General features: G+C 50.8%; 20 protein-coding genes. 9 read left to right on the top strand and 11 right to left on the bottom strand.

The window, feature by feature from the left end; genetic code table 11:
* Positions 1–3 precede the first annotated feature (3 nt).
* The 3 genes from OSH01_RS13425 to pgi form a co-directional block, all read right to left on the bottom strand.
* Positions 4–882, bottom strand: coding sequence for a DMT family transporter (locus tag OSH01_RS13425; RefSeq protein ID WP_266124630.1), 879 nt, complete (start codon positions 880–882; stop codon positions 4–6).
* A gap of 192 nt (positions 883–1,074) precedes the next feature.
* Positions 1,075–2,559 carry a nucleobase:cation symporter-2 family protein gene (locus OSH01_RS13420; RefSeq protein WP_266124629.1) on the bottom strand — a complete coding sequence of 495 codons (1,485 nt, stop codon included), beginning with the start codon at positions 2,557–2,559 and terminating at the stop codon, positions 1,075–1,077.
* A 293-nt stretch (positions 2,560–2,852) separates the two neighbouring features.
* Positions 2,853–4,421 (bottom strand): glucose-6-phosphate isomerase, encoded by a 1,569-nt coding sequence (gene pgi, locus OSH01_RS13415; protein WP_266124628.1) that lies wholly within the window; start codon positions 4,419–4,421, stop codon positions 2,853–2,855.
* 130 nt (positions 4,422–4,551) lie between these two features.
* On the opposite strand from pgi, the gene OSH01_RS13410 reads away from it, so the two are divergent.
* A complete protein-coding gene (locus OSH01_RS13410) occupies positions 4,552–5,391 on the top strand; it encodes a putative RNA methyltransferase (RefSeq protein ID WP_266124627.1) in 840 nt (279 codons plus the stop codon).
* Between the two features lie 29 nt (positions 5,392–5,420).
* Here OSH01_RS13410 and OSH01_RS13405 read toward each other — a convergent pair whose 3' ends face one another.
* From OSH01_RS13405 to OSH01_RS13395, 3 genes are all read right to left on the bottom strand, one after another.
* Positions 5,421–6,590, bottom strand: a complete 1,170-nt coding sequence (locus OSH01_RS13405; protein WP_266124626.1) for a CMD domain-containing protein — start codon at positions 6,588–6,590, stop codon at positions 5,421–5,423.
* A gap of 17 nt (positions 6,591–6,607) precedes the next feature.
* Positions 6,608–8,089: a flavin-containing monooxygenase gene (locus OSH01_RS13400; RefSeq protein ID WP_266124625.1), complete on the bottom strand. Its 1,482-nt coding sequence runs from the start codon at positions 8,087–8,089 to the stop codon at positions 6,608–6,610.
* Between the two features lie 70 nt (positions 8,090–8,159).
* Positions 8,160–9,155: a Bug family tripartite tricarboxylate transporter substrate binding protein gene (locus OSH01_RS13395; RefSeq protein WP_266124727.1), complete on the bottom strand. Its 996-nt coding sequence runs from the start codon at positions 9,153–9,155 to the stop codon at positions 8,160–8,162.
* 127 nt (positions 9,156–9,282) lie between these two features.
* On the opposite strand from OSH01_RS13395, the gene rmuC reads away from it, so the two are divergent.
* Positions 9,283–10,875: a DNA recombination protein RmuC gene (rmuC, locus tag OSH01_RS13390; RefSeq protein ID WP_266124624.1), complete on the top strand. Its 1,593-nt coding sequence runs from the start codon at positions 9,283–9,285 to the stop codon at positions 10,873–10,875.
* Between the two features lie 65 nt (positions 10,876–10,940).
* Here rmuC and OSH01_RS13385 read toward each other — a convergent pair whose 3' ends face one another.
* Positions 10,941–12,500 carry a sensor domain-containing diguanylate cyclase gene (locus tag OSH01_RS13385; RefSeq protein ID WP_266124623.1) on the bottom strand — a complete coding sequence of 520 codons (1,560 nt, stop codon included), beginning with the start codon at positions 12,498–12,500 and terminating at the stop codon, positions 10,941–10,943.
* A gap of 238 nt (positions 12,501–12,738) precedes the next feature.
* Between OSH01_RS13385 and acnA the strand changes: the two genes are divergently transcribed.
* From acnA to OSH01_RS13365, 4 genes are all read left to right on the top strand, one after another.
* A complete protein-coding gene (gene acnA, locus OSH01_RS13380) occupies positions 12,739–15,498 on the top strand; it encodes an aconitate hydratase AcnA (RefSeq protein ID WP_266124622.1) in 2,760 nt (919 codons plus the stop codon).
* 124 nt (positions 15,499–15,622) lie between these two features.
* Positions 15,623–17,035: an MFS transporter gene (locus OSH01_RS13375; RefSeq protein WP_266124726.1), complete on the top strand. Its 1,413-nt coding sequence runs from the start codon at positions 15,623–15,625 to the stop codon at positions 17,033–17,035.
* 227 nt (positions 17,036–17,262) lie between these two features.
* Positions 17,263–18,084: a 3-methyl-2-oxobutanoate hydroxymethyltransferase gene (gene panB / locus OSH01_RS13370; protein ID WP_266124621.1), complete on the top strand. Its 822-nt coding sequence runs from the start codon at positions 17,263–17,265 to the stop codon at positions 18,082–18,084.
* Between the two features lie 61 nt (positions 18,085–18,145).
* Positions 18,146–19,111 carry a LysR family transcriptional regulator gene (locus OSH01_RS13365; RefSeq protein ID WP_266124620.1) on the top strand — a complete coding sequence of 322 codons (966 nt, stop codon included), beginning with the start codon at positions 18,146–18,148 and terminating at the stop codon, positions 19,109–19,111.
* 50 nt (positions 19,112–19,161) lie between these two features.
* On the opposite strand, the gene OSH01_RS13360 is transcribed toward OSH01_RS13365, so the two are convergent.
* Positions 19,162–21,099: a putative bifunctional diguanylate cyclase/phosphodiesterase gene (locus tag OSH01_RS13360; protein ID WP_266124619.1), complete on the bottom strand. Its 1,938-nt coding sequence runs from the start codon at positions 21,097–21,099 to the stop codon at positions 19,162–19,164.
* Between the two features lie 167 nt (positions 21,100–21,266).
* Between OSH01_RS13360 and OSH01_RS13355 the strand changes: the two genes are divergently transcribed.
* The 3 genes from OSH01_RS13355 to OSH01_RS13345 all read left to right on the top strand — a co-directional run bounded on the left by OSH01_RS13355 (position 21,267) and on the right by OSH01_RS13345 (position 23,631).
* Positions 21,267–21,548, top strand: a complete 282-nt coding sequence (locus OSH01_RS13355) for an acylphosphatase (protein ID WP_266124618.1) — start codon at positions 21,267–21,269, stop codon at positions 21,546–21,548.
* A gap of 105 nt (positions 21,549–21,653) precedes the next feature.
* A complete protein-coding gene (locus OSH01_RS13350) occupies positions 21,654–22,652 on the top strand; it encodes a TAXI family TRAP transporter solute-binding subunit (protein ID WP_266124617.1) in 999 nt (332 codons plus the stop codon).
* Positions 22,653–22,695: 43 nt separating this feature from the next.
* A complete protein-coding gene (locus OSH01_RS13345; protein WP_266124616.1) occupies positions 22,696–23,631 on the top strand; it encodes a pseudouridine synthase in 936 nt (311 codons plus the stop codon).
* Here OSH01_RS13345 and OSH01_RS13340 read toward each other — a convergent pair.
* From OSH01_RS13340 to OSH01_RS13330, 3 genes are read right to left on the bottom strand one after another with little or no spacing between them, the layout of a single operon-like run.
* Positions 23,628–24,626, bottom strand: a complete 999-nt coding sequence (locus OSH01_RS13340) for an asparaginase (RefSeq protein WP_266124615.1) — start codon at positions 24,624–24,626, stop codon at positions 23,628–23,630. The two genes, OSH01_RS13345 and OSH01_RS13340, sit on opposite strands and share 4 nt — an antisense overlap.
* A gap of 18 nt (positions 24,627–24,644) precedes the next feature.
* The gene (locus OSH01_RS13335; protein WP_266124614.1) at positions 24,645–25,331 is read right to left on the bottom strand and encodes an ABC transporter permease; all 687 of its coding nucleotides are present in this window, start codon (positions 25,329–25,331) and stop codon (positions 24,645–24,647) included.
* Entirely contained in the window at positions 25,328–26,041 is a 714-nt protein-coding gene (locus OSH01_RS13330) for an ABC transporter permease (protein WP_266124613.1), read from the bottom strand. Before OSH01_RS13330 ends, OSH01_RS13335 begins: the two co-directional genes overlap by 4 nt.
* Between the last annotated feature and the right edge of the window lie 13 nt (positions 26,042–26,054).

The following is a 26,054-nucleotide window of genomic DNA, read 5'->3' as shown; positions in this document are numbered from 1 at the left end:
ATATTAGTTTGCAGGCTTTTTGCCACCAATAAAGCCTGTGGCTAATAGAGTGCCCAACAGTACCGTGCAGGTGCCGATAAACACGTGTAGGTTCAGCGTTTCGCCAAGCAGCAAAACGCCCCAAAAAACCCCAAAGGGAGGCACTAAAAAAGTGACGGTAATGGTTTTTGCAGGCCCTACATTTGCCATGAGTCGATAAAAAATGACGTAGGCAACGGCCGTGCAAAATAAAGAAAGGGCTAAGGCGTAGCCCCAGGATGCTGCGTCGATGGCTTGCGCGGGCCAAGTGTAAAGCGCTGGAATCAGTAAGAGGACGGCGGCTCCTAGTAGGCTGCCCGCTGCGACGGCCTGGGGTTCTACCCCTTTGAGATAGCGAGCCGAAAAGTTAGCCGCAAAACCATAAAAGATGGTGGCCGTTAGCGAGGCCAAGACAGCCCAGCCTGGGGCACCTTGTTCGAAAGACAGCTTATCGTAGACCAAGAGCAAAATGCCGAGAAAGCCAATGAGCAAACCAAGTAGCCGAGCTTTAGTCAATTGTTCGCCTAACCAGCAGCGAGCAATGAGGGCTGCAAATAGGGGGGCCATGGCATTTAGGACGGCGAGTAGGCCAGACTCGAGACGTAGCGCTGCGTAGGCGTATAAAGAAAAGGGTACCGCGGCATTAAGCACGCCGACGATAAAAATAGTACGCCAATTCTTCAGTAGGGCGTTTAGGTGGCCGTTTAGACTAATGTAAATCAACAGGGTTAGCCCGCTGACGCCGACACGAACTAAGGTCATGGGGAAGGGGCCAAAAGCAGGGGCTGCTTTGAGCATGAATAAGAAAGAGCTGCCCCAAATGGCAGCAAGCATAAATAGGTCACGGAGGTCTTTGGGAGACATAAGGGGCAATTTCCAGCAATACAGACAAACGGTCTGTGCGTGAGGAAATTGTATCGCTTTGGGGCTTTTCATGTGATGTGTTCCCATGACATCAGCGAGCGAGCTTATTTACGGGCGAGTAGGCGGGCACTCAAAAAAAACCGCCCTGGTATATACCTAGGGCGGTGAGTCAATGACAAGCAGGAAAAAGAGTTAGGCGTGTTTGGCAGCCTCCACGGCGGCTTGTCGGTCTTCTTTGGCACCATTGAAGAAAATGTTGAGTAGAACTGCACAGATAGAAGTTAGCAAAATGCCTGATTCGATTAGAGGGTGTATAGCGTGAGGCATCCATTGCATGTAGTGCGGTGCCACCAGCGGTATCATGCCCACGCCAATCGAGATAGCGACTATCATTGAGTTATGGGTATGACTTTTGTAGTCTACGCCAGAAAGTATGCGTATACCTGTGGCAGTGACCATGCCAAACATCACGATGCCGGCACCGCCTAGAACCACCGTAGGCAAGGATTCAACTAAGGCGGCCATTTTTGGCAATAGACCCAAGATGATCAAAATAATACCGGCTGATACACAAACAAAGCGGCTGCGTACCCCAGTGACCGCGACTAGTCCAACGTTTTGGGAGAAACTGGAGTAGGGGAAGGTATTAAAAATACCGCCTAATAAGGTGCCTAAACCATCGGTACGTAGGCCACGAGCCAGGTCTTTCTGTGAGATTTTTTTGCCTGTCATGTCGCTCAGAGCGAGGAACATACCGGTGGACTCGATCAGCACCACGATCATGACTAAGGTCATCGTGGCGATGTGCAGAGCGTTGAATTTAGGCATGCCAAAGTGAAATGGCAAAACCACGTCGAACCAGTGTGCATTGGCGACTTTCTCGAAAGTCATGATGCCCATAGCAGAGGCGATCACAGCACCGACTACGATGCCGAGTAAGACGGCGATATTTGCTAGAAAACCCCGGCAAAACTTTGCGATGAGTAAAATCGATAGCAACACAATAGATGCAATGCCCACGCCCGTTAAATTAGCATAGCGAGGGTTGGGCACGGTAGCTTTTAACGCGAGGTTGTCAGGAATAGGAGGCATGGCTGAGCCGGGCATAGCGGCAGCCTCTTTGGCGTGCTGGATCCAAGCTAGGTGATTAGGGTCAATCATTGTAGGCGCCGTTGGGCCTACCGGCTGACCAAAAATCCAGTTGATACCGACGCGCATGAGCGTGATGCCAATCATGGCAATAATGGTACCGGTGACTACCGGAGGGAAAAACCGCAGCATTTTACTCACCGATGGGGCGATGATCATGGTGATGATCCCCGCCCCAATCACCGTGCCAAAAAGCAGCTGCGCTCCTTCATGTCCTGGGTTGGCGGAAGCCATTGATACCATGGGGCCCACAGCGGCAAAAGTGACGCCCATCATAACCGGTAGTTTGATCCCAAAATACTGGGTGACGCCTAGTGATTGAATCAGAGTCACGATGCCACAGATAAATAGGTCAGCAGCAATTAACATTGAGACTTCAGCAGAGCTTAGGTTTAAAGCGCGTCCAACAATCAATGGAACCGCCACAGCCCCAGCGTACATGACAAGTACATGTTGTAGGCCCAAGGCGGCTAACTTACCAGTAGGCAGCATTTCGTCGACAGGTGCGGGCGTAGTGCTAATCCCCATGGGTTGTCTCCGTATAGGTCAGAAAATATCGTTTTAAGAATAAGTGCAATCAATGTACCGGATTGCTTAACTACGGCTATAAGCAAAAGCGAATAAAGCTTTGCGGTCTAGCCGTATAATCAAGGGTAAACCCCAGCGATATTTTGTCTGATTGTTATTGTTATACCGGTTTCGAGGGAAAACCCTAGAAATCAGGAGCAACGAGACGAGGCAAGAAAACCAAAGGCTGTATTAACAATACTCGTTCAATGGGCAGTGACGCCAGGGCAAGCATGAGCTTGCCCGACGGCCTGCTATGGGTTTTTGTTGTGCTGGTTGAAGGATTGCAGCCAATGTGCCGTAGAGGCATCGTAATGAGCGCAGTCTATGTGGTCAGCACTAAGATCTCGGGTGATATCGTTGGCGAGCACCTTACCGTATTCCACCCCCCATTGATCAAAGGGATTTAAGCCCCAAATAATGGCCTGAGTGAAGATTTTGTGTTCGTACAAAGCCAACAGGGCACCTAGTGCGAATGGGCTTAGTTTGGGCAGCACAATCAGTGTGTTGGGACGGCCTCCCGCATGCACGCGATGATGGGCTAAAGCGTGCGCCCGATCTTGATCTCGTCCTTCGGCTAAACAACCCGCTAAGGCCTGTTCGTATGATTTTCCTTGCATAAGAGCCTGACGTTGTGCCAAGCAATTGGCCAGCAATAACTTATGATGTTCATCCCATCCGTGGTCAGCGTGTTGGCAGACAATGAAGTCAACCGGAGCGCCGTCGCTGCCTTGGTGTAACCATTGATAAAAAGTATGTTGCGCGTCGGTGCCTGCCATCCCCCAAACGGCTGGGCCTGTGGGCACCTCAATGGGGCGTCCATACTTGTCCACAGACTTACCTAAGGATTCCATGTCTAGTTGTTGAATATAGGGGACTAAATTGCTCAGTCTGGAGTCGTAGGGGGAAATGTTCAGTGAGCCATATCCCAAAACACTGCGGTTGATGATGCCGGCTAATGCCATTTGAATAGGAGCATTGTGTTCAATGGGGGCTTCTATAAAGTGTTGGTCCATAGCCGCAGCCCCTGCCTGCATACCCGCGACAACATCACTACTTACCGATAAGGCAGTGGTCAGGCTGACGCTAGACCAAATGGAAAAACGCCCGCCTACCCAGTCCCAAAATGGGAAGATATGGTGTCTGGGGACGCCCCAACGCTCGGCCACATCGGGTTTTGCCGTAATAGCCACGACATTATTTTTCGGGTGTGGCACGCCAGCACTACCCAACCACTCGCACGCGCGCGCTGCATTTTGCAAGGTTTCTGAGGTGGTGAATGACTTTGACGCAACGACGATTAGGGTGTCGTGAGGGTCTAGGCCAGAGAGCGCACTTTCCAGTGCGTGACCATCAATATTGGCTAGAAAGCGTACGGTTCGCCAACATTGTCTGTAGCCAAAAGCACTTAACGACAATCGTATGCCCCAGTCGCTACCGCCTATGCCGATATGCACAATATTGCGCCAACGGCGTTCTAGGTCCGCCTTGCGAATAAACTCGTTCATACGAGAACGTTCCGTAGCCACCTCTGTTATAGGAGCGGGGGCACGTAAGGCGGAATGCCAAGCGGCTCGTTCTTCAGTGTTGTTGACAGCTTCACCCGCAAACAGGCGTGCGCGTTGTGTTGGAAAGTCACGCGTGTGAAGCAGAGCAGTAGCTGTGTCGCGCAGCGTGAGGGAGTCTCGCTGACCGCTCAAGTCAATGGTGAGCCCTGCTGCTTGTATGCAGCGTAGCCCTTCATTATTCACAGCCTGTCGAGCGGCATCGGAAAACTCGTGCCATTCTAGGCAACGGTTAAGCGTGGGCGGTAAGGTAGGCATAGTTGTGCGATATGAAGGTGTCTGACAGAGAATTCGCTATTGTAGTGAAACTTATCGATATCGGGTGCTTGTCGTCAACTCCTTTCCAGCGTTTAATGACTTTCTTTCAATCACAAAATAGCACGACGATATGAATACTCCATTGCTGTATGCAAGTTTATGTTGTCCCCTAGATGGGCAGCCGTTGCAGCAACAGGCTAATTCGTGGCGTTGCACTCAGGGGCATAGCTTTGATACGGCTAGTCAAGGCTATGTTAACTTGCTCCCTGTACAGAAAAAGCGCACCTTAGATCCAGGCGATAGTAACGAAATGGTGGGGGCTCGGCGGCGCTTCTTAGCGTCGGGGGTGTATGCTCCTTTAGCACAGCAATTAGCGGCATGCATCCAAGAGGCAAATTTACCGCCGTCCGCGACATGTTTAGATGCGGGCTGTGGGGAAGGCTATTACTTGCGTTATTGCCAGGCTCACTTATCGTCACGCTCTTTGCGTTGGGTCGGGCTTGATATCTCTAAATGGGCTGTGTTAGCGGCAGCTAAAAAAAATGGCGACATGCGTTGGCTAGTGGGAAGCAATGCCAATCTGCCTTTATTGCCTTCGACAGTGGATTATGCGCTGTGCATGTTTGGTTTTCCTGTCTATGAGGAATTTGCCCGGGTGTTAAAGCCCGAAGGCACGTTACTGATGGTTGAAGCGGGACCGGAGCATTTGCGAGAATTACGAGAAATCATTTATCCCGAGCTGAAGGGGAAGTCCGATCAATGGCAGGTACCAGACGGCTTTGTGTTGCAACAGCGTCAGCGCTTGCAGTGTCAGGTCACATTAAACAGTCCAGAACTCATCGCTGACCTACTGCTTATGACACCTCACCTTTATCGAGCCAGTGCCGCAGGTTTAGCACGAGCGCAAGGCTTGACCCATTTAGTCGTAAGCGTAGATGTAGAGTTTCGCACCTTGCGGCGCCGGCCCTAAAAATAGAGGCCAGCCCGCACCGTGAAGGCTTACGTGGCGTAAACCTCTTGCCCTAAGTTCAACATTAAACGGTTAGCCCAACCGAATAAGGCGGCGGCATGGATGGCGTCGAGGATTTCTAGGTCAGACAGTCCGGCTTCACGTAATGCATGTAAATGGACTACACCAAATTGATTCGGAGCGCGGGTTAGGATAATGGACGCTTGAATAATGGCACGTTCGCGGGCATTGGTGCCTGCGGTATCGGGTTCATCAAATAGCTGTGCCATCACGTCGTTGCGTTTAGCCAGTTGCTCAAAGCGTTGGGCGTGTACGGCTAAGCAAAAGACACAGCGGTTGATTCTTGAAACGGCCGCTGCAGCGATTTCGCGCTCGGCGCGAGCCAGTCCGCCGGGTGCATACATAATGGCATTAAACGCTTGTGAGCGTTCGAGCAATACTTCTGGTTGGCGGCACAGTAGTAGATAAAAATCCATGGTGCGCGCTTTCGGGTGGCTAATATCTAGCACGCGTTGTTGTTCGTCGCTGGCGGTAGCGGGGTCCAGTACGGGTAACCAAGCATTCCAGCCTAACGTTTCGCTGGTAAAGCCGTGGCGACGTAAAGGCTCGCCTGGTGCTGGGAGATTGGCTGGGTGTACAAAGGGTGTCGAGTCTTGTTGCGTTGTCACGACCTCGGTTTGCCCGCCGATGGCCGTCAAGGCCAGCAGACCAACAAGCAGGCGCGCTTGATAGGCCACAAAGCCAATCTGTTGAGCCAACAAAACCGTATCGTCGACCGAAAGGCCGTGCTCGGTTACGGACAGCAAGTGGCTTTTGTCACTGGTGGCAGGATGCAGAGCAAGAGAGCGAACAAAGCTTAGTACGGCATCTAAGCGGGCATCCCCGCTGAGGCTACCAGGTTGGGCGATAACTTGAAACAGCGCAGCATGTGTGGCTTGAGTAGCGGTATCTGCTTGTAGCGCTTGTTCGCGGTAATAGTTGGCTAAGACAGCCACCCCTGTAATGCGCGCTTGCTCACTGGCCAGTAGATAACGTTCGGTGCGCGTTAAGCTGGCAGAGAGCGCCTCACTGAAAAGCAGTGTTTCGCATGCTTGCGTGGCTAACGCCGCTTTCTCACGCAAACGGCGGGTGCTATAAGCAGCGTCTTGTTCGGTTAGGCCAGCTAGGCGATCTAAGGTGTCTAAGGTAGCAGTAGTCATAATGAGAAGTCGCGGGGTTAGGCTTGTTCGCCCAGGCTACGTATACGAGCCGCGGTGTCAGCGGGAGTCCACTCTTTACCGTCTAGCTCGGGCTCGGCGTAGTTCTGTAATTGGGTAAAGTGGTAGTCGGCATCCTCGCGGTAGAACAAGGCCGCTAAACCTTGTGCTAATTTGCGTGCGCCATCACTAATGGCGGGTATGTCGCCCGAGACTGGGCCATGAGACAAGGCGGCAGGATAGCTGAAACAGTGTAAACGCTCCAAGCCTGGCAGTGCTGCTGGGGTGCGCGGCTGGAACTCAAAATAGGGCCCTAAGTCTGGGGAGGACGATAACTCTTCATCGCGTTGGTTGGCAGGGGGAGTATAACGGTCGCCCCATAGACGCACATGCGGGGCAATTTGCGAAAATTCGGGACGTAATGCCCAGTCAATAGCAAACCCAGTAGACACGATTAGGAAGTCTAGGGTAAACATGCCTTGGGTAGTATATACACGCAACTTTTCACCCATTTGCTCGACTTTTTCGATGGCACATCCTAGGTGGAAGTAGGCATTGGTGTGGCGTGATACCCGCAACGTGCTGTCGTGGGGGGGAGGCACTTGCTGGGCGTTAATGTAATGGCGGACACGCCATTTCCATTCGTCAGGCAGCAAATATTGGCCGTGGGTCAGGCCGGGGACACCAGAGCCTTTAGACTTGTTGATGCGTGGCAGGTCGGGACGCCGAATCAGCATATCTACACTTGCCGCACCATGTTCCAAGGCGGTGGCGGCACTGTCCATGGCTGAGGCACCTGCGCCTACCACACCCACATGAAGATTACGTAGCGAGGAGTAATCCATGGGGTGGGAAGAATGTGCCCAGTGTTTTCTGTCTAATCCCTGGATAAATGCAGGGATGTGGGCACCGCCTAGGCCGTCACGCCCGGTTGCTAAGACAACTCGTCGAGCAAACCAAGTTTTGGTTTTGCCGTTAGCATTTACGTCTAAAGCGACGAGTCCGTTGCCTTGCGGCCGTATGGTTTTTAGCTCATGCTCGTTACGTACGTCGGCGTGAGTGACTCGCTTATACCAGCGTAAGTAGTCCATCCACTGCAAGCGGGGGATTTTGTCGAGCTGTTGCCATGCCTGATGGCCCCATTGCGCTATGAACCAAGCGCGAAAAGATAAAGAGGGTAGACCTAGGGCAGGACCTAGTAGCTCTTTGGGAGAGCGTAGCGTCTCCATTCTGGCGGTAGTTGCCCAGGGGCCCTCGAAGTCGTGGGGCGACTTATCGAGTAACACCGCTTGTATACCTAGTTGCGCTAAAGCGGCGGCCAGCGCTAAACCGGCTTGACCCGCACCAATAATCAGCACATCGTGCACAGCCTGCCCTTGGAACGAGCAGGGAGGAATCCAGCTTTTCGCTGGCCAACCTAACGTGAGCAGGTCTTCACGCAAGCGCTCTTCTAAAGCCTGCAGTCCATTTTGGGCTGGGGCATGGGGTGGTCTCAGAGACATAAATGAATAAACCGTGCTGCCTGTTTAAGCGGGTACAGCAAGTAGGGGTAATAAAGGGGTAACCAGTGTATTACTCAATGCTGATTTTTGCATCTTTGATCACCTTAGCCCATTTAATACGATCATTTTTGACGGTTTGTTGAAACTGTTCTGGTGTTTCTATTCGTGTCGCATTGCCTTGAGAAACAAAGCGCGTGCGGATGGCGGGTTCATTAAGCACTTGCGCAACGGCCGTATTAATTTTCTCTACGATGGCTAAATCCGTTCCTTGGGGGGCAAACAGGCCAAACCAGATGGAGCTGTCAAAGTTTTCTGTACCAGGTATCTGGCTGGAGGCTATCGTTGGCACTTCGTTGACGGCGGCGACAGGAGTCGCTGTGGTGACGCCCAAGAGCCTGACTTTGTCTGCTTTGTAGTGGGGCAATACGGTTTGTACTTGATTCATGATGCAGCACGTTTCTCCGCGCAACACCGAGGTGATCGCTTCAGGGCCCCCTTTATAGGGCACGTGCTCCATGTCTAGCCCTAAGCGTGCGTTAAACTCGGCAAAGGCCATATGTGTGCCTGCGCCGTTACCGGTGGAGGCATAGTTATACTTTCCCGGATGAGCCTTTATTTCATCCACAAACTCCTGCAACGTCGTGACGTCAATAACCTCTGGATTGATGGTGAGTACATTGGCCACATCAATCAATGGGGCAACGGGAATGAAGTCAGTTTCTACATCGAAAGGCAGGTTTTTATACAATTCAGCATTACTGCCGTGTGTGGCTGCAGTGCCTAAATATAAGGTGTATCCATCGGGCTTAGCGCGGGCCACGTATTGGCTACCAATATTTCCTGCCGCGCCAGGTCGGTAATCAATGATGACGGTTTGACCTAGTTTTTCTGTTAAGGGCTCTTGTACGCCGCGGGCGATCACGTCCACGCCCGATCCGGCAGGAAAACCTAAGATAACGGTAATAGCTTGAGTAGGCCAAGTCACCGAGGACTCAGCTGCGTTAGCATTAATAGGGGTGAACAAGGCAAGCGCAGAGATAGTGGCGCTAGAGATAAGAAAACGCATGGTGGGCAGGTATGAGTGATGGCTGAAAGTCTTTATCATACAGAGACCTAAATGAGCCTTTCTTATATTCATATAAGTAATAAGTAGGTGGCTTGAAGGGAGTCGTAAATGCTCGCTGTGGAGCCCGTTGTTTAACGAAGAGGTAGTGGTAGATATGCAATCGATGATGGAGCTAAGTGTGTGGCTAGCAGGCGCGGGAGTAGTGGGCGTGGTGCTAGGCTGGCTGGTGGCCGTGGTAATCCACGCTCGTCGGTTGGCGCAGCATCAGGCGCAATGGCACCAAGAACAGCACGAACGTGAACTGCTCCAGAGTAAGAGCGAAGTGGCCCTGCAGCATGCGCAAGCTACCGAGCAGCGCTTGAGTGCCGAGCTACAAGCTGAGCGGCATGAGTTAGTGGTGGCTGCTGAGCGCTTAGAGTTGCTGCGTCAACAACAGTACGAGATTGAGAAAAACTATGCGGCAGAGCAGTCTTTGGTGCAGGCGCAACAACAACAGTTGCATGAGTTGCGCCAACGTCTGGCAGAGGCAGAGCAAAAAGTTGAGCAGTGGCAGGCTCAGCACCGCCAGTTAGAGCAGGCACACACTCAGTTAGTCGCAGAGTACCAAGAGCGTCAAGCAAGCCACGCACGAGAAGTAGCCAGCTTTGCTCAGCAAAAGGCCAGTTTATCGGAGCAGTTTAAAGTCCTAGCAACCGACATCCTAGAGCAAAAGTCCCGCTCTTTGCAGGAAAGTAGCAGCGCAACCTTAACGGCTTTGATGAATCCCTTTCAGCAGTCCATTGATAGCTTTAAACAGGAAGTACGCGATATTCATCACCGCGAGACCAGTCAGCAAGGTGAGTTGCGCAAAGAACTGGCGAATTTGAAAGAGCTCAATCAGCGTATCACTACCGAAGCGCATGAGTTATCGACGGCGCTACGAGGGCAGAAAAAATTGCAGGGTAATTGGGGCGAGCTGGTGTTGGAAAACATTTTGGATAGATCAGGCTTACAGGCGGGGCGTGACTACCAACGCGAAGTGAGTATTACCACTGAACAGGGGCGCCAGCGGCCCGATGCGATTGTGTACTTGCCACAAGATAAGCATTTGATTATTGATGCCAAGGTGTCTCTTAATGCGTATACACGCTACGTGAATGCAGAAGATGAGCTAACGCGCAGCCACGCATTGAAGCAGCATGTGCAAGCGGTTTCTGCCCGCATTAAAGAGCTTGCGGATCGTGATTATTACCGCCTGCCCGGGTTGAACTCGCCGGAAATTGTATTTATGTTTATTCCGATTGAGTCGGCTTTTGTTGAGGCCTTAAAAGCTGATGAAGGCTTGTTCCAACAGGCTATAGAAAGCAATGTATTAGTAGCAACCCCCACTACTTTACTCACTAGCTTAAATATCGTGCGCCAACTTTGGCGTTACGAAGATCAAAACAAACATACTGCTGCCTTGGCCCAGAAAGCGGAGTCTGTGTTCAATAAGCTAAACGGTTTTTTAGACAGTTTTGGGCGTATAAAGAAAAGTTTGGATGCAGCCAGCGAGGCTTATGGCAAGGCTGAAAACCAATTAGTGAGTGGGCGCGGAAACCTGGTGAAACAAGTGGGTGATTTTAAAAGCTTAGCGCCTGCTATTAAGGCGGAGCTGCCAGAGTATTTTGTGGAAAAATCGTCCTTGGAAATAGATTTAGTGAGGAATACCGATGGGCCAGACTCGCTCCAACAAGCGTGAGCCAACGGCTTTTTAGGTTGGCCCCGCTGCTGTTTGATTAGTGAGTAAAGCCAATTTCCGTTGACTCAGTGCTCCGTGCTGGCGTGCATGGTGCAATTGCGGCCATTGTGCTTTGCCTTGTATAGGGCCTGATCAGCGGCTTTTAGTACTACTGCTAAATTGTCGCTATACGAAGGCCAGTGGCTTAAGCCAATCGAAATGGTGATGTGTGACCCGCTCGGTGACTCTGATTGCTCAACGGCTTGGCGTAAACGCTCAGCAACCTGAAAGGCTTCTTGCTGGCTTTGCTCGGGCAGAAAAATGAAGAACTCTTCGCCGCCAACTCGACAGATCAGGTCTCCTGTGCGTGTGTGCTGACGCATCATATCGGCTAAGAACTGGAGGACTAAGTCGCCAACGTCATGGCCGTAGGTGTCGTTAACACGTTTGAAATGATCAATGTCGCACGTTAGCACGGCAAAGTTTTTACTGTCTTGCTGCCACTCTTGTAAGGCGCCATCCATGCCCCGCCGGTTGAGCAAGCCGGTCAGTGGATCAGTATTGCGTTCAAGGTCCATACGACCAATTTTTTTGCTGAGGCGTTGTAAGCCTATGAGCAAGGCTCGCTTGATTTGAGCGGCTTCGAAATACCAAGCAGAGACTTTAGTAATTTGCTGGGCGGAGTGGGGTGAGTCTAAGTTAGGAGCACTGCGTGCTAACTGACGTAGGGGTTGAGCGATTCGGCTACCAAGCCACCAAATAAGCAGGCTGGTTAACAGGTAAAAGGGAATGGTATTGCGGGCGACTTTTTTTAATAAGGCGTCTAGCTCATATAAAACGACCTCGGTGGGGCGCTGTACAACGATGCCCCAACCTACCTTGCGGGTGGCGGCATAGCCAGCCAACATGGATGTTTGTTTTGAATTGACGAGTTCTGTTTCACCACTATTGCCCTTGATCACCTCTTCGATGGCGGGATTGTTAGCAATAATTTCCCCTACACGCATGCTGTCTTGGTGGTAAATCAAACGTCTGGAATGGTCGACAACATAAATTTGGGAGCCATCGCGGTAAAAGTGATCCCCCAATAACATGTTTAGGCTGTTATCCTGATGTAGATATATAGATCCGCCTACATAGCCCAGATACTGATCCGAGGGGTCTATGATGGGATAGGACATAAAGATGATCAGTCGCCCGGTTAGGCCTACATACGGCGGGCTGATTAAGGGTTTGCGCAAGCTTAATGCCTGACTGGCGCCCACCGAATCCAGTATTTTTCCTGTTAAGCCTAGGTCGGGCGGAGAGGTCGTTAAGACGGCTCCATTGGAATTGACGATGATGACAGAGTTAAAACTATTATTTTGTTGTTGTAAGCGTTTAGCTTCGTTATCACGTAAGGTTTTATCATGTATATGTGTGCCTAATAGCTGTGCGCTGTAAGCCAGTTGTTGCTGTAAATTATCTAAAAACTGATCAGTACTAGTGGCTAATTTGGCAGCATAGGCGCGGTTACTTTCCAGCGTATTTTCAATCAGTAAATCGCGCTCAGCGTTGTATGTACCTACCAGGGTGTAGATTAATGTGGCTAGGCTGCTGCTGAAAGCAAGTAAGACAATGAGTCGGCGTAGGTCGACTTTGAACATAAAACCGATGCACCCTTAAAGAAAACAGAGCTGTAATGAACGTCTACAGCAATGAGGGATGAGAATGGCAGTGAATGAACGGCAAGGCCTTGAAACTTGAATTATTAGTGGGGCAGCTGTAACAAGTGAATGAATACCACCAAGTAAGATGATACCTTTAAGCTTACGCAATGAGTAACGATAGTAGAGTGTAACGCAGTGTAATTGCCGCGCAATGTTTCTGACAGGAGGTTTCCGAATGAGTAGCCTAAACAGTTTTAATGCATTGGATCATTTACAGGTCGGTGATAAACAGTATGAGTTTTATCGCTTGGATGCTGTACAAGGCGAGGGGCTAGATGTAGCTCGCTTGCCATACGGTCTAAAAATTTTGCTGGAAAACTTATTACGCACCGAGGATGGTAAGGATATTACCGCAGCGGATATTCGTGCCCTAGCAGGATGGGACCCTAATGCTGAGCCAGATCGGGAAATTTCCTTCACGCCAGCCCGAGTGGTTTTACAGGACTTTACAGGTGTGCCGGCCGTGGTGGATTTGACGGCGATGCGTGAAGCGATGCAAGCTTTAGGCGGTGATGCACAAAAAATTAATCCTTTAGCACCGGTGGAACTGGTGATTGACCACTCTGTGATTGTCGATGATTTTGGCAGCCCACAGTCGTTTGCACGCAACGTAGAGATCGAATATAGCCGTAACCTAGAGCGCTATAACTTTTTGCGCTGGGGGCAAACCGCTTTTGATAATTTTAAAGTGGTGCCTCCCGGGATGGGGATCGTGCACCAAGTGAACTTAGAGCATTTAGCTCGAGTCGTGTTCACGCGTGAAGGTGAAGATGGTCGGCTTCAAGCATATCCTGATACCTGTGTAGGAACCGACTCTCACACTCCTATGGTGAATGGCTTGGGAGTGGTCGCTTGGGGAGTAGGCGGCATTGAGGCTGAAGCAGCCATGCTGGGTCAACCTATCTCTATGCTCATACCCCGTGTCGTTGGATTTAAACTAACCGGAGCCCTACCCGAAGGGACCACTGCTACCGATTTGGTGTTAACTATCACGGAAATGTTGCGCAAGCACGGTGTGGTGGGTAAGTTTGTCGAGTTCTACGGGCCAGGTGTAAGTGCCGTGCCTTTGGCAAATCGTGCCACTATCGGCAATATGAGCCCTGAGTACGGCTCGACCATTTCTATGTTCCCCATAGATCAAGAAACGCTCAACTACATGGCGTTAACGGGTCGTAGTCCTGAGCTTATCGCTTTGACGCAAGCGTATGCTAAAGCTCAGGGTTTATGGCACGACCCTGATCATGAGCCGCGTTATTCTGAAACCTTAGAGCTAGACTTAAGCACAGTAGTGCCTTCGATCGCAGGACCCAAGCGCCCTCAAGACCGTATCGCTTTGTCAGTTTCACAAAATGCGTTCCGTGATGCCTTGGCCGACTTACAAGGTTTGGCACAAGGGAATAATAGCTATGACGATGCCTTAGCCGAAAGTTTCCCCGCCTCTGACACGCCTTCTTATCAAGCACCGCAAGCGGTGCAGCAGCAGGCCGAAGTGGTTCTAGGCGACGGTACCCAGTTCGAGATCGCAGATGGGGCGGTGGTGATTGCCGCGATTACTTCTTGCACGAACACCTCTAACCCCAGTGTGATGCTGGCAGCCGCATTGCTTGCTAAAAAAGCGGTGGAAAAAGGCTTGCAGCGTAAGCCATGGGTGAAAACCAGTTTGGCTCCAGGCTCTAGAGTCGTGACCAACTATTACGAGCGTGCTGGATTAACTCCCTATTTGAATCAGCTGGGTTTTGACCTGGTGGGTTATGGGTGCACAACATGTATTGGCAACTCCGGGCCGTTAATTTCTGAGGTCAGCGAGGCCATTAATCAACATGATTTAACCGTGGTATCTGTGCTGTCGGGTAACCGTAACTTTGAGGGTCGAATCCACCCTGAAGTGAAAATGAATTACCTGATGTCTCCACCTTTAGTCGTGGCGTACGCATTGGCCGGCACCATGGATATTGATCTTTACAATCAGCCCTTGGGGCAGGATCAGCAGGGCAACGATGTATATTTAAAAGACATTTGGCCCACTGCAGCCGAAGTGCAAGCGACCATACAGTTAGCCATTGCTGCAGATATGTATACGCGTGGCTATGCAGATGTTTTCGCCGGTGATGAGCGTTGGCAGTCTTTACCCACACCGCAGGGCGATTTATTTGCATGGGAGCAAGACTCCACCTATGTGCGCCGCCCACCTTACTTTGAGGGCCTACAGCGTGAGCCCGAGCCTGTGCAAGATATTCAGGGCGCGCGAGTGTTAGCCAAACTGGGCGATTCTGTTACGACCGATCACATTAGCCCCGCGGGATCTATTGCACGCAGTAGTCCAGCGGCAGCGTACCTAATGGAACACGGGGTACAGCCTAGCGACTTCAACTCCTATGGTTCACGCCGCGGTAACCACGAGGTCATGATACGGGGCACGTTTGCTAACGTACGCTTACGTAATCAGTTGGCCCCGGGCACTGAAGGAGGGTATACCCGTGACTTTACTCAGCAAGGTGCGCCTATCGCTACTATTTATGATGCGTCGCGTCATTACTTACAAGCAGGCATCCCGTTAGTGATTCTGGCAGGCAAAGAATACGGTTCGGGCTCTTCCCGAGATTGGGCGGCTAAAGGTACCGTATTGTTAGGTGTTCGGGCAGTCATTGCCGAATCCTACGAGCGTATCCATCGTTCCAATCTGTTGGGCATGGGGGTCTTGCCCTTGCAGTTTCTAGATGGCGAGTCAGCGGCAAGTTTAGGCCTGGAAGGTGATGAAGTGCTGGATATTCAGGGTATTACGGCGCTGAATCAGGGGCAGATACCGGAAACGGTGCAGGTGCGTGCGGGGGATAAACGTTTCGTCGCCCGAGTGCGTATCGACACCCCTAGTGAAGCGCATTACTATCGCCATGGTGGGATTATGCAATATGTGTTGCGAGGCTTGTTGAACTAAGACGGTTTAACTGCCAGAGCAGGGCGGGCCGATATATTCTGCATAGGTGGAATATATGAGGGCCCGTTTTTTACGCGTGAAACGCGTTCAGCAAGTTGTGTTGTTAACTATTAAGGAAGAGGCAATGAGCGGCAAACTAGAAGCGTCGTGGGCGGAGTTATTGTCTGGGCGCAATGGCTTACGCTCGTTAGCCTTGGCCGGTGGGGTAGCGGTGCACGCGGTCAACGTGTATATCGCCACCACCATCATGCCTTCGGTAATCCAAGATATAGGCGGGCAGCAGTATTACGCCTGGAATACCACGCTGTTTGTCGTGGCCTCTATTGTGGGTTCCGCACTCACCTCAAGGATTCTAGAGCGCTGGGGCTTACGGTTAGGTTTTTTACTGACCTTAGCCATCTTTACTTTAGGTACGGTGTTGTGTGCGAGCTCACCGCATATGTGGTGGCTGCTGTTGGCACGTGCCGTACAGGGTTTTGGCGGTGGTTTATTACTGGGTTTGAGCTACTCTTCGATACGTATCGTATTTGCGGAAAGGCTGTGGCCTAAGGCGATGGCGTTAGTATCGAGCATGTGGGGGGTGGCGACGCTTGCAGGGCCGGCGATTGGGGGTGTATTTGCACAAAGTGGTCACTGGCGCTGGGCTTTTTTGGCAATTTTACCCTTGATAGCGGGGCTGGTAGTACTGGTGTGGACGCAGTTAAATGCTTATCGTCAGTCATTGAGTCAATCCTCCGGTTCTACATTGCCACAAATTTTTTTATTAACCAGTTCGGTATTGCTGGTGTCTGGCGCTAGCTTATTTGAGTCGTGGGGCATCAACTTTATTGGCGCCTTCTTGGGTATGGCTGTATTGGCCTACTTGATTCGCTTTGACGGGCGCGCTAGTACGCGCTTGTTTCCTGTGGGAACCTACTCCCTACGGCAGCCCTTGGGCAGTCTGTATGCGTGCATAGGGCTCATGAGCATCAGTGTTACCGCTGAAATTTTCATCCCTTATTTCTTGCAGGTGATACATCTGATGTCGCCTTTAAAAGCGGGATATTTGACCGTGTTGATGTCTGCTGGCTGGACCTTAGGAACGATCGCCAGTTCCAGTAGGCCACATCGAGTAGGGGCGTATTTCTTGGTCATAGGGCCTGTACTGTCTTGCATATCCTTGCTTGCTTTGGCTGTACTGATACCTTGGCAGGCATTAAGCCTAGAGTGGCAGCTAAGCTGGCTGATGTATCCAGCCTTACTAGGGGTTGGCTTGGGCATAGGGATATGCTGGCCTCATTTGTTGACACGAGTTTTCAAGGCCGCGCCCAAAGGTCAAGAGAACATTGCCTCTGCAGCGATTACCACCTTACAGCTTTATGCCATGGCGTTAGGAGCCAGCGTAGCGGGCTTGATTGCCAACGCTGCGGGGTTTAGTCGCCCCGGAGGGCTTATTGGGGCGCAGCAATCGAGTATGGCGTTGTTTATTGCTTTTGCACTGTGCCCCGCCTTGGCAGCGTTCTTATCTAAGGCGGCTAGGCGTGTCGTCCTGCTGTAATATTTGTGCAGGAAAACATTGAACTGTGGCAAAAAGTGCCAGCTCAATGTAAAACGATGAGAATCCGCTAGGCAAGAAGCGCTTGTGTTGTGCTGAGTGGGCAGGGGAGTTTTTCGTTGCCCGCTTGCGATGATAGGCGTGTAGTCTTTTCTGTTATGTATTGTTTTGAAATTTATGTCATTCAGGTTTCCATATCATGTCTGGTTATCTGAGGAGGAGTTAAAGTTATGAGCGTTCCAGTTACCCAGACACGAATTAGTGTTCCCGCTTTGATGGCCTATAAGGGCAAGCAAAAAATTTGCGCCCTTACGGCGTATATCGCACCGATCGCCCGCATGCTCGATGAGGCCATGGATTTTATTTTGGTGGGTGACTCAACGGCCATGGTGGGCTATGCCATGCCTGATACCCTGAGCATTACCGTAGAGCAAATGGCTGCGCATGCGGGGGCGGTAGTACGGGCAACCCAGCATGCTTGTGTAGTCGTGGATATGCCTTTTGGCAGTTATCAGCAGTCACCGCAGCAGGCCTTTGAGAATGCCGCCTATATGCTCAGCGTCAGTGGGGCACAGGCCGTCAAAATAGAAGGTGGCCAAGTCATGGCAGAAACCACTCGCTTTCTGGTAGAGCGTGGTATTCCTGTCTTGGCGCACGTAGGGTTGATGCCTCAGTATGTGAACACCATGGGTGGTTATAAAGCACAAGGCATGACCGATGCAGCGGCACAGCGAGTGTTGGAAGATGCAGTGGCCCACGCTCAGGCTGGCGCATTTGGTGTGGTGCTAGAGGGAGTGGCTGAGGCAGTAGGGCAACGTATTACCGAAAGCATTTCTGTTCCTACCATAGGAATTGGGGCTTCACCGGCTTGCGATGGTCAGGTTTTGGTAACTGAAGATATTCTGGGTTTAACACCTGGCCGTATTCCCAAATTTGCTAAGCAGTATGCCGATGTGGGGGCGGTAATTAAGCAGGCAGCAGAAAGTTATGCGCAAGAGGTACGTAGTGGAACGTTTCCTGACCTAGAGCATTGCTTTGGCGTTAAGCGCTAGTGCAATATTGCTTTAAAGTTTAGAATGTTTTCCAGTTTGAAACTTTTTATTACGTGGCGCTATGGAAATTCGACAGCTTGAAGCCTTTGCGGCTGTAATGTCCGCAGGCAGTGTTACTGCAGCAGGAAAGTTACTGGACCGTTCGCAGCCGGTGGTCAGTCGCCAGGTTCAAGAGCTCGAGCAAGAACTGGGCTTTAAGCTGTTTACGCGTACTCGACCGCAAGTTACGTTGACCGAAAAAGGACGTGATTTCTACCAAGAAGTTCGCCCTTTATTGGTGAACTTGGAAATACTTGAGTCGCGCGCGCGTGAGATCGGACGCGGTGGTCTGCGTCCTTTACGTATTGGCGCTACGCGCTCATTAAGCGTAGGCTTGGTGCCACAGACATTGGCGCGACTCGAGGCCTCAACCCCGTTGTTTAAGCAAAAGCTGTCTTTCGAGACGGTCAGCACAGAGCATATTGTGGGCCTCATTCACGAGGGTAAGATTGACCTAGGGGTGACCAGCTTACCGCTTGATACCGATCCGTGTGTTGTGCACTGGTCTGGGCAGGCTCCTATGCAGTTGGCACTACCTTCGACTCACTCGTTGGCCGACCAGACCCAGGTCACTTTGGCAGATATACACAATACGGTTCTCATTTCCATACACAATAAGCAGGGTTTACGGCATCGGCAGGCCAGTGCCTTAATGCGCGCTTGTTCTACTCTCGAAGAGGTGCGTCACATTGAAGTGAGCTCAGCAGCTGACGCCATGATCTTAGTCGAGCAAGGCTTAGGGGTGGCCCTTGTAGACCCCTTCACGGCGACAGGATTACGCCTAGCGAATGTGGTGGTACGTCCCATCGATATGTATATTCCGTACATGATGGGAGTCATCTCTTTACGGGGCCGCATCGTACGCCCTGATGCCAAACAGATGATTGAGGCCATGCTGCAGTATGCACAGGCGTGTATTCCTCGTTTTGCACTTGGGGGGGATCACGGCCTACCCAGCATGCCTGACCCATTCACGGCACTGGATTAAACCGCTCGCTGTGAAGCGTTTAGCGGGTTTTTTGCTACCCCGCAAACCACTCAAGCTAGAGGCATGCGCTGGCGTATGTCGCCTAACCAGTGTTCTATACTCATGGGTTGGGTAAGCAAATAGCCCTGTAAGTAGATGTCGCCCAGTGGTAGTAAAAAGTCCAACTGTTCTTGTTTTTCTATTCCTTCTACCACTACGTGTAGCTGTAATTGTTTGGCCATCGCGATCACGGCTTGTACGATGGCGCATGAGTGTTTATCGTGGGGGGCGCCATGTATGAGACTGCGGTCTAGCTTGAGCTCGTAAAGCGGTAAACGCTGTAAGGCTGATAAATTAGAATAGCCGACACCGAAATCATCAATTGAGAATCGTACCCCTAGTTTGGTCAAATCCGTCATGAGCTGAATTGCTGCGGGGATGTCTTCCATCAACGTGCCCTCAGTCACCTCCATGATCAGACGGTGCGCTTGATCAGTATGTTTGAGTAGAATGTTGTGCACTCGCGTGGCAAAGTCCGCATGATTAAATTGTGCCGGGCTGATGTTGATCGAGAGTGGGAAAGGGTAGTGGCGGGTATCGTTGAGAAGTTGGCAAATATTGCTTAACAACCAGTCTCCCAAGGGCGAGATGAGGTCCATGTCCTCGGCGAGGGGAATGAACTTCGAGGGGCCGATATCGCCGCGTTCGGGGTGTTGCCAACGTAGTAGCGCTTCCGCGCCTGTGATATTACCTTTTGCGTCAAACTGAGACTGTACGAACAAGCGTAATTGGTGCTGTTCAATGGCATGCAGTAAGTCGTGTTTTAAGCTGAGTTTTTCCTCTAGAGCATGGTGCATCGTATCTTGGTAAGCCCGTACAAGATTGCGTCCATCTTGCTTTGCCTGGCTAAGGGCGGTGTCCGCCTCGCGCAGTGCCTCGTTGGCGCAAGTCAGTTCTGGCCTTAGTAAAGTCCAGCCTATGCTGGCACTAATCACATAAGAGTAGTTGGTAATCAGATAGGGCTGCTCTAGGTGCTGTCGTATAGATTCACCTAAGTGGCTAGCTTGCTCCTGTACGCTGAGCTCATGCTGCGCATTCAGTGGGTAGAGAATACAAAACTCATCACCACCTAGGCGCGCGAGTAAGTGATGCTTACTGAGCAATGTACGTAGTCGATTGGCCACTTTTAGCAACAGCATGTCGCCTAGAGCATGGCCACGGGCATCATTAATATGTTGAAAACGGTCTAGGTCTAAAATGTACAGCACGTAAGGTTGAGTGTGCACGGCTTGGCTTAGCAGTGCATCAAGCGCTTTACTTGCATGGTGCCGATTCGGCAGGTCAGTTAGTTGATCATAGTAAGTCAGCTTGTGGTTTTCTGACTGTATCGCTTTGATGCCGGTTAAATCAGTGCTAACGCCGCAAATCATTAGTTCTTTGGTTTGTGGATCTACAAAAGCAGCCTTGACGCTTAAAAAAACGTGAGAAATTGTCCCCTGACTATCACGTAGCGTTTCTTCAGTGGTCAGTTGCTTGCCATGTAGTAACACCTCGCGATCATTGTTGCGCAGCTCAGCCTGTGTGACAGGATGGTGATAAAGTTCATAGTCTGACTTCCCCTGCACTTGCTCTAAGCTTAACCCCAGGTCAGCGCACATCTTACGATTGGCATAGACGTACTGGTAATCTTTGTTTTTTACATAGACATAGGCATCGACTGAATCAAGGATAAAATTTAATCGTTGTTCAGTAGCGATCAGTTTGCGTTGCTGGCGTGCCATTCGAATTCGTAAGCCAGTGGTCGTGAGGACACCACCCATTAACATGCCGCATAAGGTGATGAGTATGACAAATGGCGAGAAGGTGTTTTCTTGGTTAGGGCCTGATGATGTCTGCGCAGGGCTGGTGGAGCTTGGTGGTGTGGGAAAAGTAATCTCTTGTGTAAAGGCAACTGCGGGTAAGCACAGGAGCGAATAACACAGAACTATTTTTCGCAGTAAGCAGCACATTAAAGGCCTTCTTTCGAAATGCATAGTCTTGAAATGAAAGTATTTTAGGTGTGAAAGAAAGCGTAGGTTTTTTATAGTATTACGTAAAGTAAAGGATAACTGAACTACCTATGTTTGGGCTAAAACTAACGTAGCTTGGGCAGGATAAACTCAGTAATAGGTCAGTCATGAAAAATGAAAAAGAAACCCTTAAGCTTAAGGTGCATGGCCATGTGCAAGGCGTAGGCTTTAGGAATGCCTGTAAACGTCATGCTCATTTACATGGGGTGCAAGGTTGGGTAAGCAATGCCCAAGACGGTACGGTGGATGTGGTGTTGCAGGGCAATCCGGATCAAGTCGATCGAATGTTGTCATGGTTAGGGCAGGGGCCAGCAGGTGCACAGGTGGCCGAAATTGAGCAAGAGATATTGTATACAGGTATTTTTTATGATCGTTTTGAAATTCGTTGATACAGAATAAGAAAACGACACACATCGGTGTATGAGGTGCAAAAAAGAGGGCACAGTGGCCGCCAAGAGCGGTTTTGTGCGAAGGTCAATGCAAAAGGAATCGTGATGCAACGTTTATCGGTAAAGCGTGGCCAAAGTAAGGCTGTTTTATGGGTGGCCCTAAGCGTGCTGGGCGTTTTGGCGGTGCACTCAAGCCGTGTTGATGCGCAGACGCCACCTGTAGACATAGGAACAGGCAGCGCCTCGGGGGTGTATTATTCGGCTGGGGGAGCGATTTGCCGCTTGGTCAATAAAGACAGCGCTCGTCACGGAGTGGCATGTACGGTAGAGCCCACTGGGGGCTCCGTCTTTAATGTGGCTGCGCTCCGGTCCAAAGAGTTTAACTTTGGCATTGTGCAGTCCGACGTAGCCTATAACGCGTATCACGGACAGGCACAATTTAAGGATATTGGTGCGTTTACTCAGTTGCGCTCGGTGTTTTCTTTATATCCCGAACCGTTGACGATAGTAGCGCGTAAAGAGGCGCATATACAGTCTTTTGCGGACTTTAAAGGCAAACGTTTTAGCGTAGGGAATCCAGGCTCGGTAACGCGAGAGTCTATGGATAAGTTGTTGGCAGCCAAAGGCTTAGAGCCGCAGTTTTTTTCTTTACGTGCTCAAATACGTGCAGAAGAGCAGGGCGCGGCTTTATGTAATAATCAGATCGATGGTTTCAGCTATAGCGTCGGACATCCTTCGGCCCTTATTCAGGATTCTATGGTCAGTTGTGGAGCACAATTAGTACCCCTAGAGGGCGCGGAAATCGATGCGCTTGTAGCGCGTTACCCCTATTATGCAAAAATCACGATTCCTGGGGGGCTGTATCTAGGCAATCAGCAAGATATAAATACATATGGCGTGTTAGCCAGCTTGATGACCTCCGCGGATGTGCCCGATGAGACGGTGTATAACGTGGTCAAAGCGGTTTTCGAAAATTTTGATGACTTTAAGCGTTTGCACATGGCTTTCAATCAGTTGCAAAAAGTAGACATGGTTCGCAATGGATTGGCGGCACCGTTGCATCCAGGTGCCGAACGTTATTTCAAGGAAGTAGGGCTGCTTTGACGTCGAGCACTCTTAATTGCCAAGCTGGGTTTTATCGTAAGCCATGACAAGTAAAAAGCCGGTAGCGCCATTGGCGTCGCGCAATGGGGTAGCCCCGAGTCGAGTATGGTGTCCGCCGGGGCCTTGGTCACTGTTAATCGAATTCTTGCTTGAACGTTTTCCCCATGTACCTCGGGCAGATCTGGAGCGTCGCCTGGGCTGTGGGGATATTGTGGCCGAGGACGGGCAAACCTTGCATCTGCATAGCGTGTATCAACCGCAGCGTTGGCTATGGTATTTTCGTGAGGTGGCCGCAGAAGTGGCTGTGCCGTTCGAGCTGACGATACTCCACGAAGATCACGCATTGATTGCGGTGGATAAGCCGCATTTTTTGGCAACGACGCCGGGCGGCCAGTATTTATATGAGACGGCGTTAACTCGGGTAAGACAGTTTTTTGATGATGTACAAATAGCCCCGCTGCACCGACTCGATAGAGAAACAGCGGGCGTGTTGCTGTTTAGTCGGTCCATACCGTACCGCGGGGTGTATCAACAACTGTTTCAGCAGGGTGCTATTTATAAGTGTTATGAAGCCATTGCACCGGTTACCTCGACCCTAGCATTACCTTTCACACAGACCAGTCGGATAGAGCCTGTACCCAATAAATTCGTGATGCAACAGGTGGCAGGATTGCCTAATAGTTGCACGCATATCCGTCTTAGGCAACAGTGGCAAGATGAGCAAGGGCAGTGTTGGGGACACTATGCGCTAGAGCCGGAAACAGGACGCAAGCATCAATTGCGAATACACCTAAGCAGTTTGGGTATCCCCATAGTGAATGATAAGTTTTATCCTGTTCTGCAAGCTCCTGTGGCAGCCGATGACTTCAGTGCCCCTTTGCAATTGTTGGCCCGTCGTATCGCGTTTACTGATCCCATCACAGGGCAACGACGGCAGTTTGACAGTCAACGTCGCCTAGCCTGTTTACCGCTGACTTAATAGCGATTGAATATCTGGCGTAGCGCTTGGGGTTCATTGGTGTGGGTCAAGGCGAGCTGGAGCAGGATGCGGGCTTTGATAGCAGGTAGCCATTGAGCCGCAATTAAGCCTAGAGCCTCATCATGACTGCTGGTTGACACGGAGCCCACACCAATTCGGCTGGCCCTGACACAACGTACTCCCATACGTGACACGATCTCTATGCCTTGTTGTGAGCCCGGCGTGATACTGCCATTTCCTGTTGCGGCAATGATGAAACCGCTTACCCCGTTTTGGGCAGCATTGCGCATGGCTTCTGGGCAGGCATCGGGATGATCAAACAAGATCAGTACCCGGGGGAGTTCGTGCTGCAGGCGGACATCAAACTCACTTTGAGTGGTGTGAGGAAGAACACTATGCACTAAAAAGCGTAGTTGACCATTCGCAATCTGCCCTAACGGGCCAGCATCGGGCGACGCAAAGGCATCCACGCGGCTAGTATGTTGTTTAGTTAGAAAGCGCGCGCTATGGATTTGATCGTTCAATACCACCAATACACCTTGCCCCACCGATTGTGGGTGGCAGGCAGTCAGCATGGCATGGTAAAGGTTCATCGAGCCATCTGCGCTATAGGCAGACGCAGGGCGCATAGCTGCCGTCAAAATGACGGGTTTGGAGCTTTTGATGGTCCAATGAAGAAAGCAGGCTGTTTCTTCTAGAGTGTCTGTGCCGTGAGTAATCACGACAGCGTCTACATCGTCGCGCGTTAGGACTTCGTTGATATGCTGAGCCAGCTTAAGCAGCATGGCGCTGCTCATAGCGCGGCTATCAATATTGAATACTTGTTGGCTTTGAATATGGGCTAATTTTCTCAAACCGGGCACTGCCTCAAGTAGGCTATGCACCCCTTCTGTCACGGTATAGTCCGTCAGTTGAGTCGTAGTGTGGGCCGTGGCAGCAATGGTGCCACCAGTACCCAGCAGGACGATGCGAGGCAAATGGTTGGCGGGCGTCATTGTGTAGTGCTCTCCTAGCTAGTTCGAGCGAATGTTAAGGCGGCGCTCAAGCATGTGAACTAAGCCTAACAGTGTGAAGTTGATGAGTAGGTATAACAGGCCTGCAAGTACAAAGGTCTCGATAATCGCATAGTTTTGATTCATCAAGCGCTTGGCGTGACCGGTAAGTTCCATGACGGCAATCGTGGACGCCAGACTAGTGCCTTTAATCGCCAAGACAATTTCATTGCTATAGGCGGGTAGCGCTTGACGTAAGGCTAGGGGAAACAGCACACGTTGAAAAACAAGCCGAGGGCTCATTCCTATGGCTCGGGCGGCTTCTAATTGCCCTTTGGGTACAGATTGGAACCCCCCCCGAAATGCTTCGCTCATGTAAGCACCGCTGTTTAGTCCTATGGCGAGTATGGCACAGTTAACCCCATCGCTTAGTAACCACCATAAAAAAGCAGAGTCGCGCACAAAGGGTAACGTGCCCACTCCGTAATACAGTAAAAACAGTTGTACAAGTAATGGGGTGCCTCGAAAGGCCGTACTGTAGCAAAAGGAGAAACCCTTAAGCAGACGATGCCCCGAAACGCGCATTAAGGCTAAGGGTAGGGCCAAAGAGAGCGCGAGCACATTACCTAGCAGGCCAATCTGCAAAGTGGTATATAAACCTTTAAGCAGGCCAGTGATGGTGGTTTCAAAAAGTGCCCAATCCATCATGATTTGGCTCGCATGCCGCGGCCATAGTAGCGCTCAGCGACGACGAATAAGCCTTGGCTTAGTACACCAATAAGAAAAAACAACGCTCCGGCTATTAGGTACATGGCCATAGGTTCACGTGTTTTGGCGGCGCCTAGTACCGCTGCGCGCATAATTTCCACTAGCCCTACTAAAGAAATTAACGCAGTGTCTTTGAGAGCGTTTTGCCAAACATTATTAGCACCAGGTAAGGCATACCAGAACATTTGCGGCAAGATAATACGGCGTAAACGTTGCCAGCCAGTCATGCCTATGGCGCGGGCGGCTTCAATTTGTCCAGCGGGTATTGCTAGCAGCGCACCACGAAACACTTCCACGCTATAAGAGCCTGAAATAAGGCCTATCGCTAAAATACCGACGCTTAATGGAAAGCCATGATCCATAAAATCAGGTTGATCAAACCAGTCTGATATATCGATGGCCAAGCGAGTCGTGCCAAAAAATAGTAGATAAATAATGAGCAGCTCAGGAATGCTGCGCACTATGGTTGTATAAGCAGTGACCAGCGCTTTGACGGGCGCTGGTGCCGAAATTTTTAGGCTGGCGCCACTGATGCCTATTACTACCCCCAGGAACATTCCCAATACTGAAATCAGCAGTGTCATGGAGGCACCACGCAAAAACATCCAGCCCCAGCCTTCGCGCAGTACGTTAATAATGGTGTCCAGCATCAGTGGTATCGAC

The organism is Alcaligenes endophyticus (assembly GCF_026344035.1).
In the GTDB taxonomy this organism is placed as follows: Bacteria; Pseudomonadota; Gammaproteobacteria; order Burkholderiales; family Burkholderiaceae_B; genus Alcaligenes; species Alcaligenes endophyticus.
The sequence above is the reverse complement of the archived record's forward strand: the minus strand, read 5'-3'. Positions and strand labels throughout refer to the sequence as shown.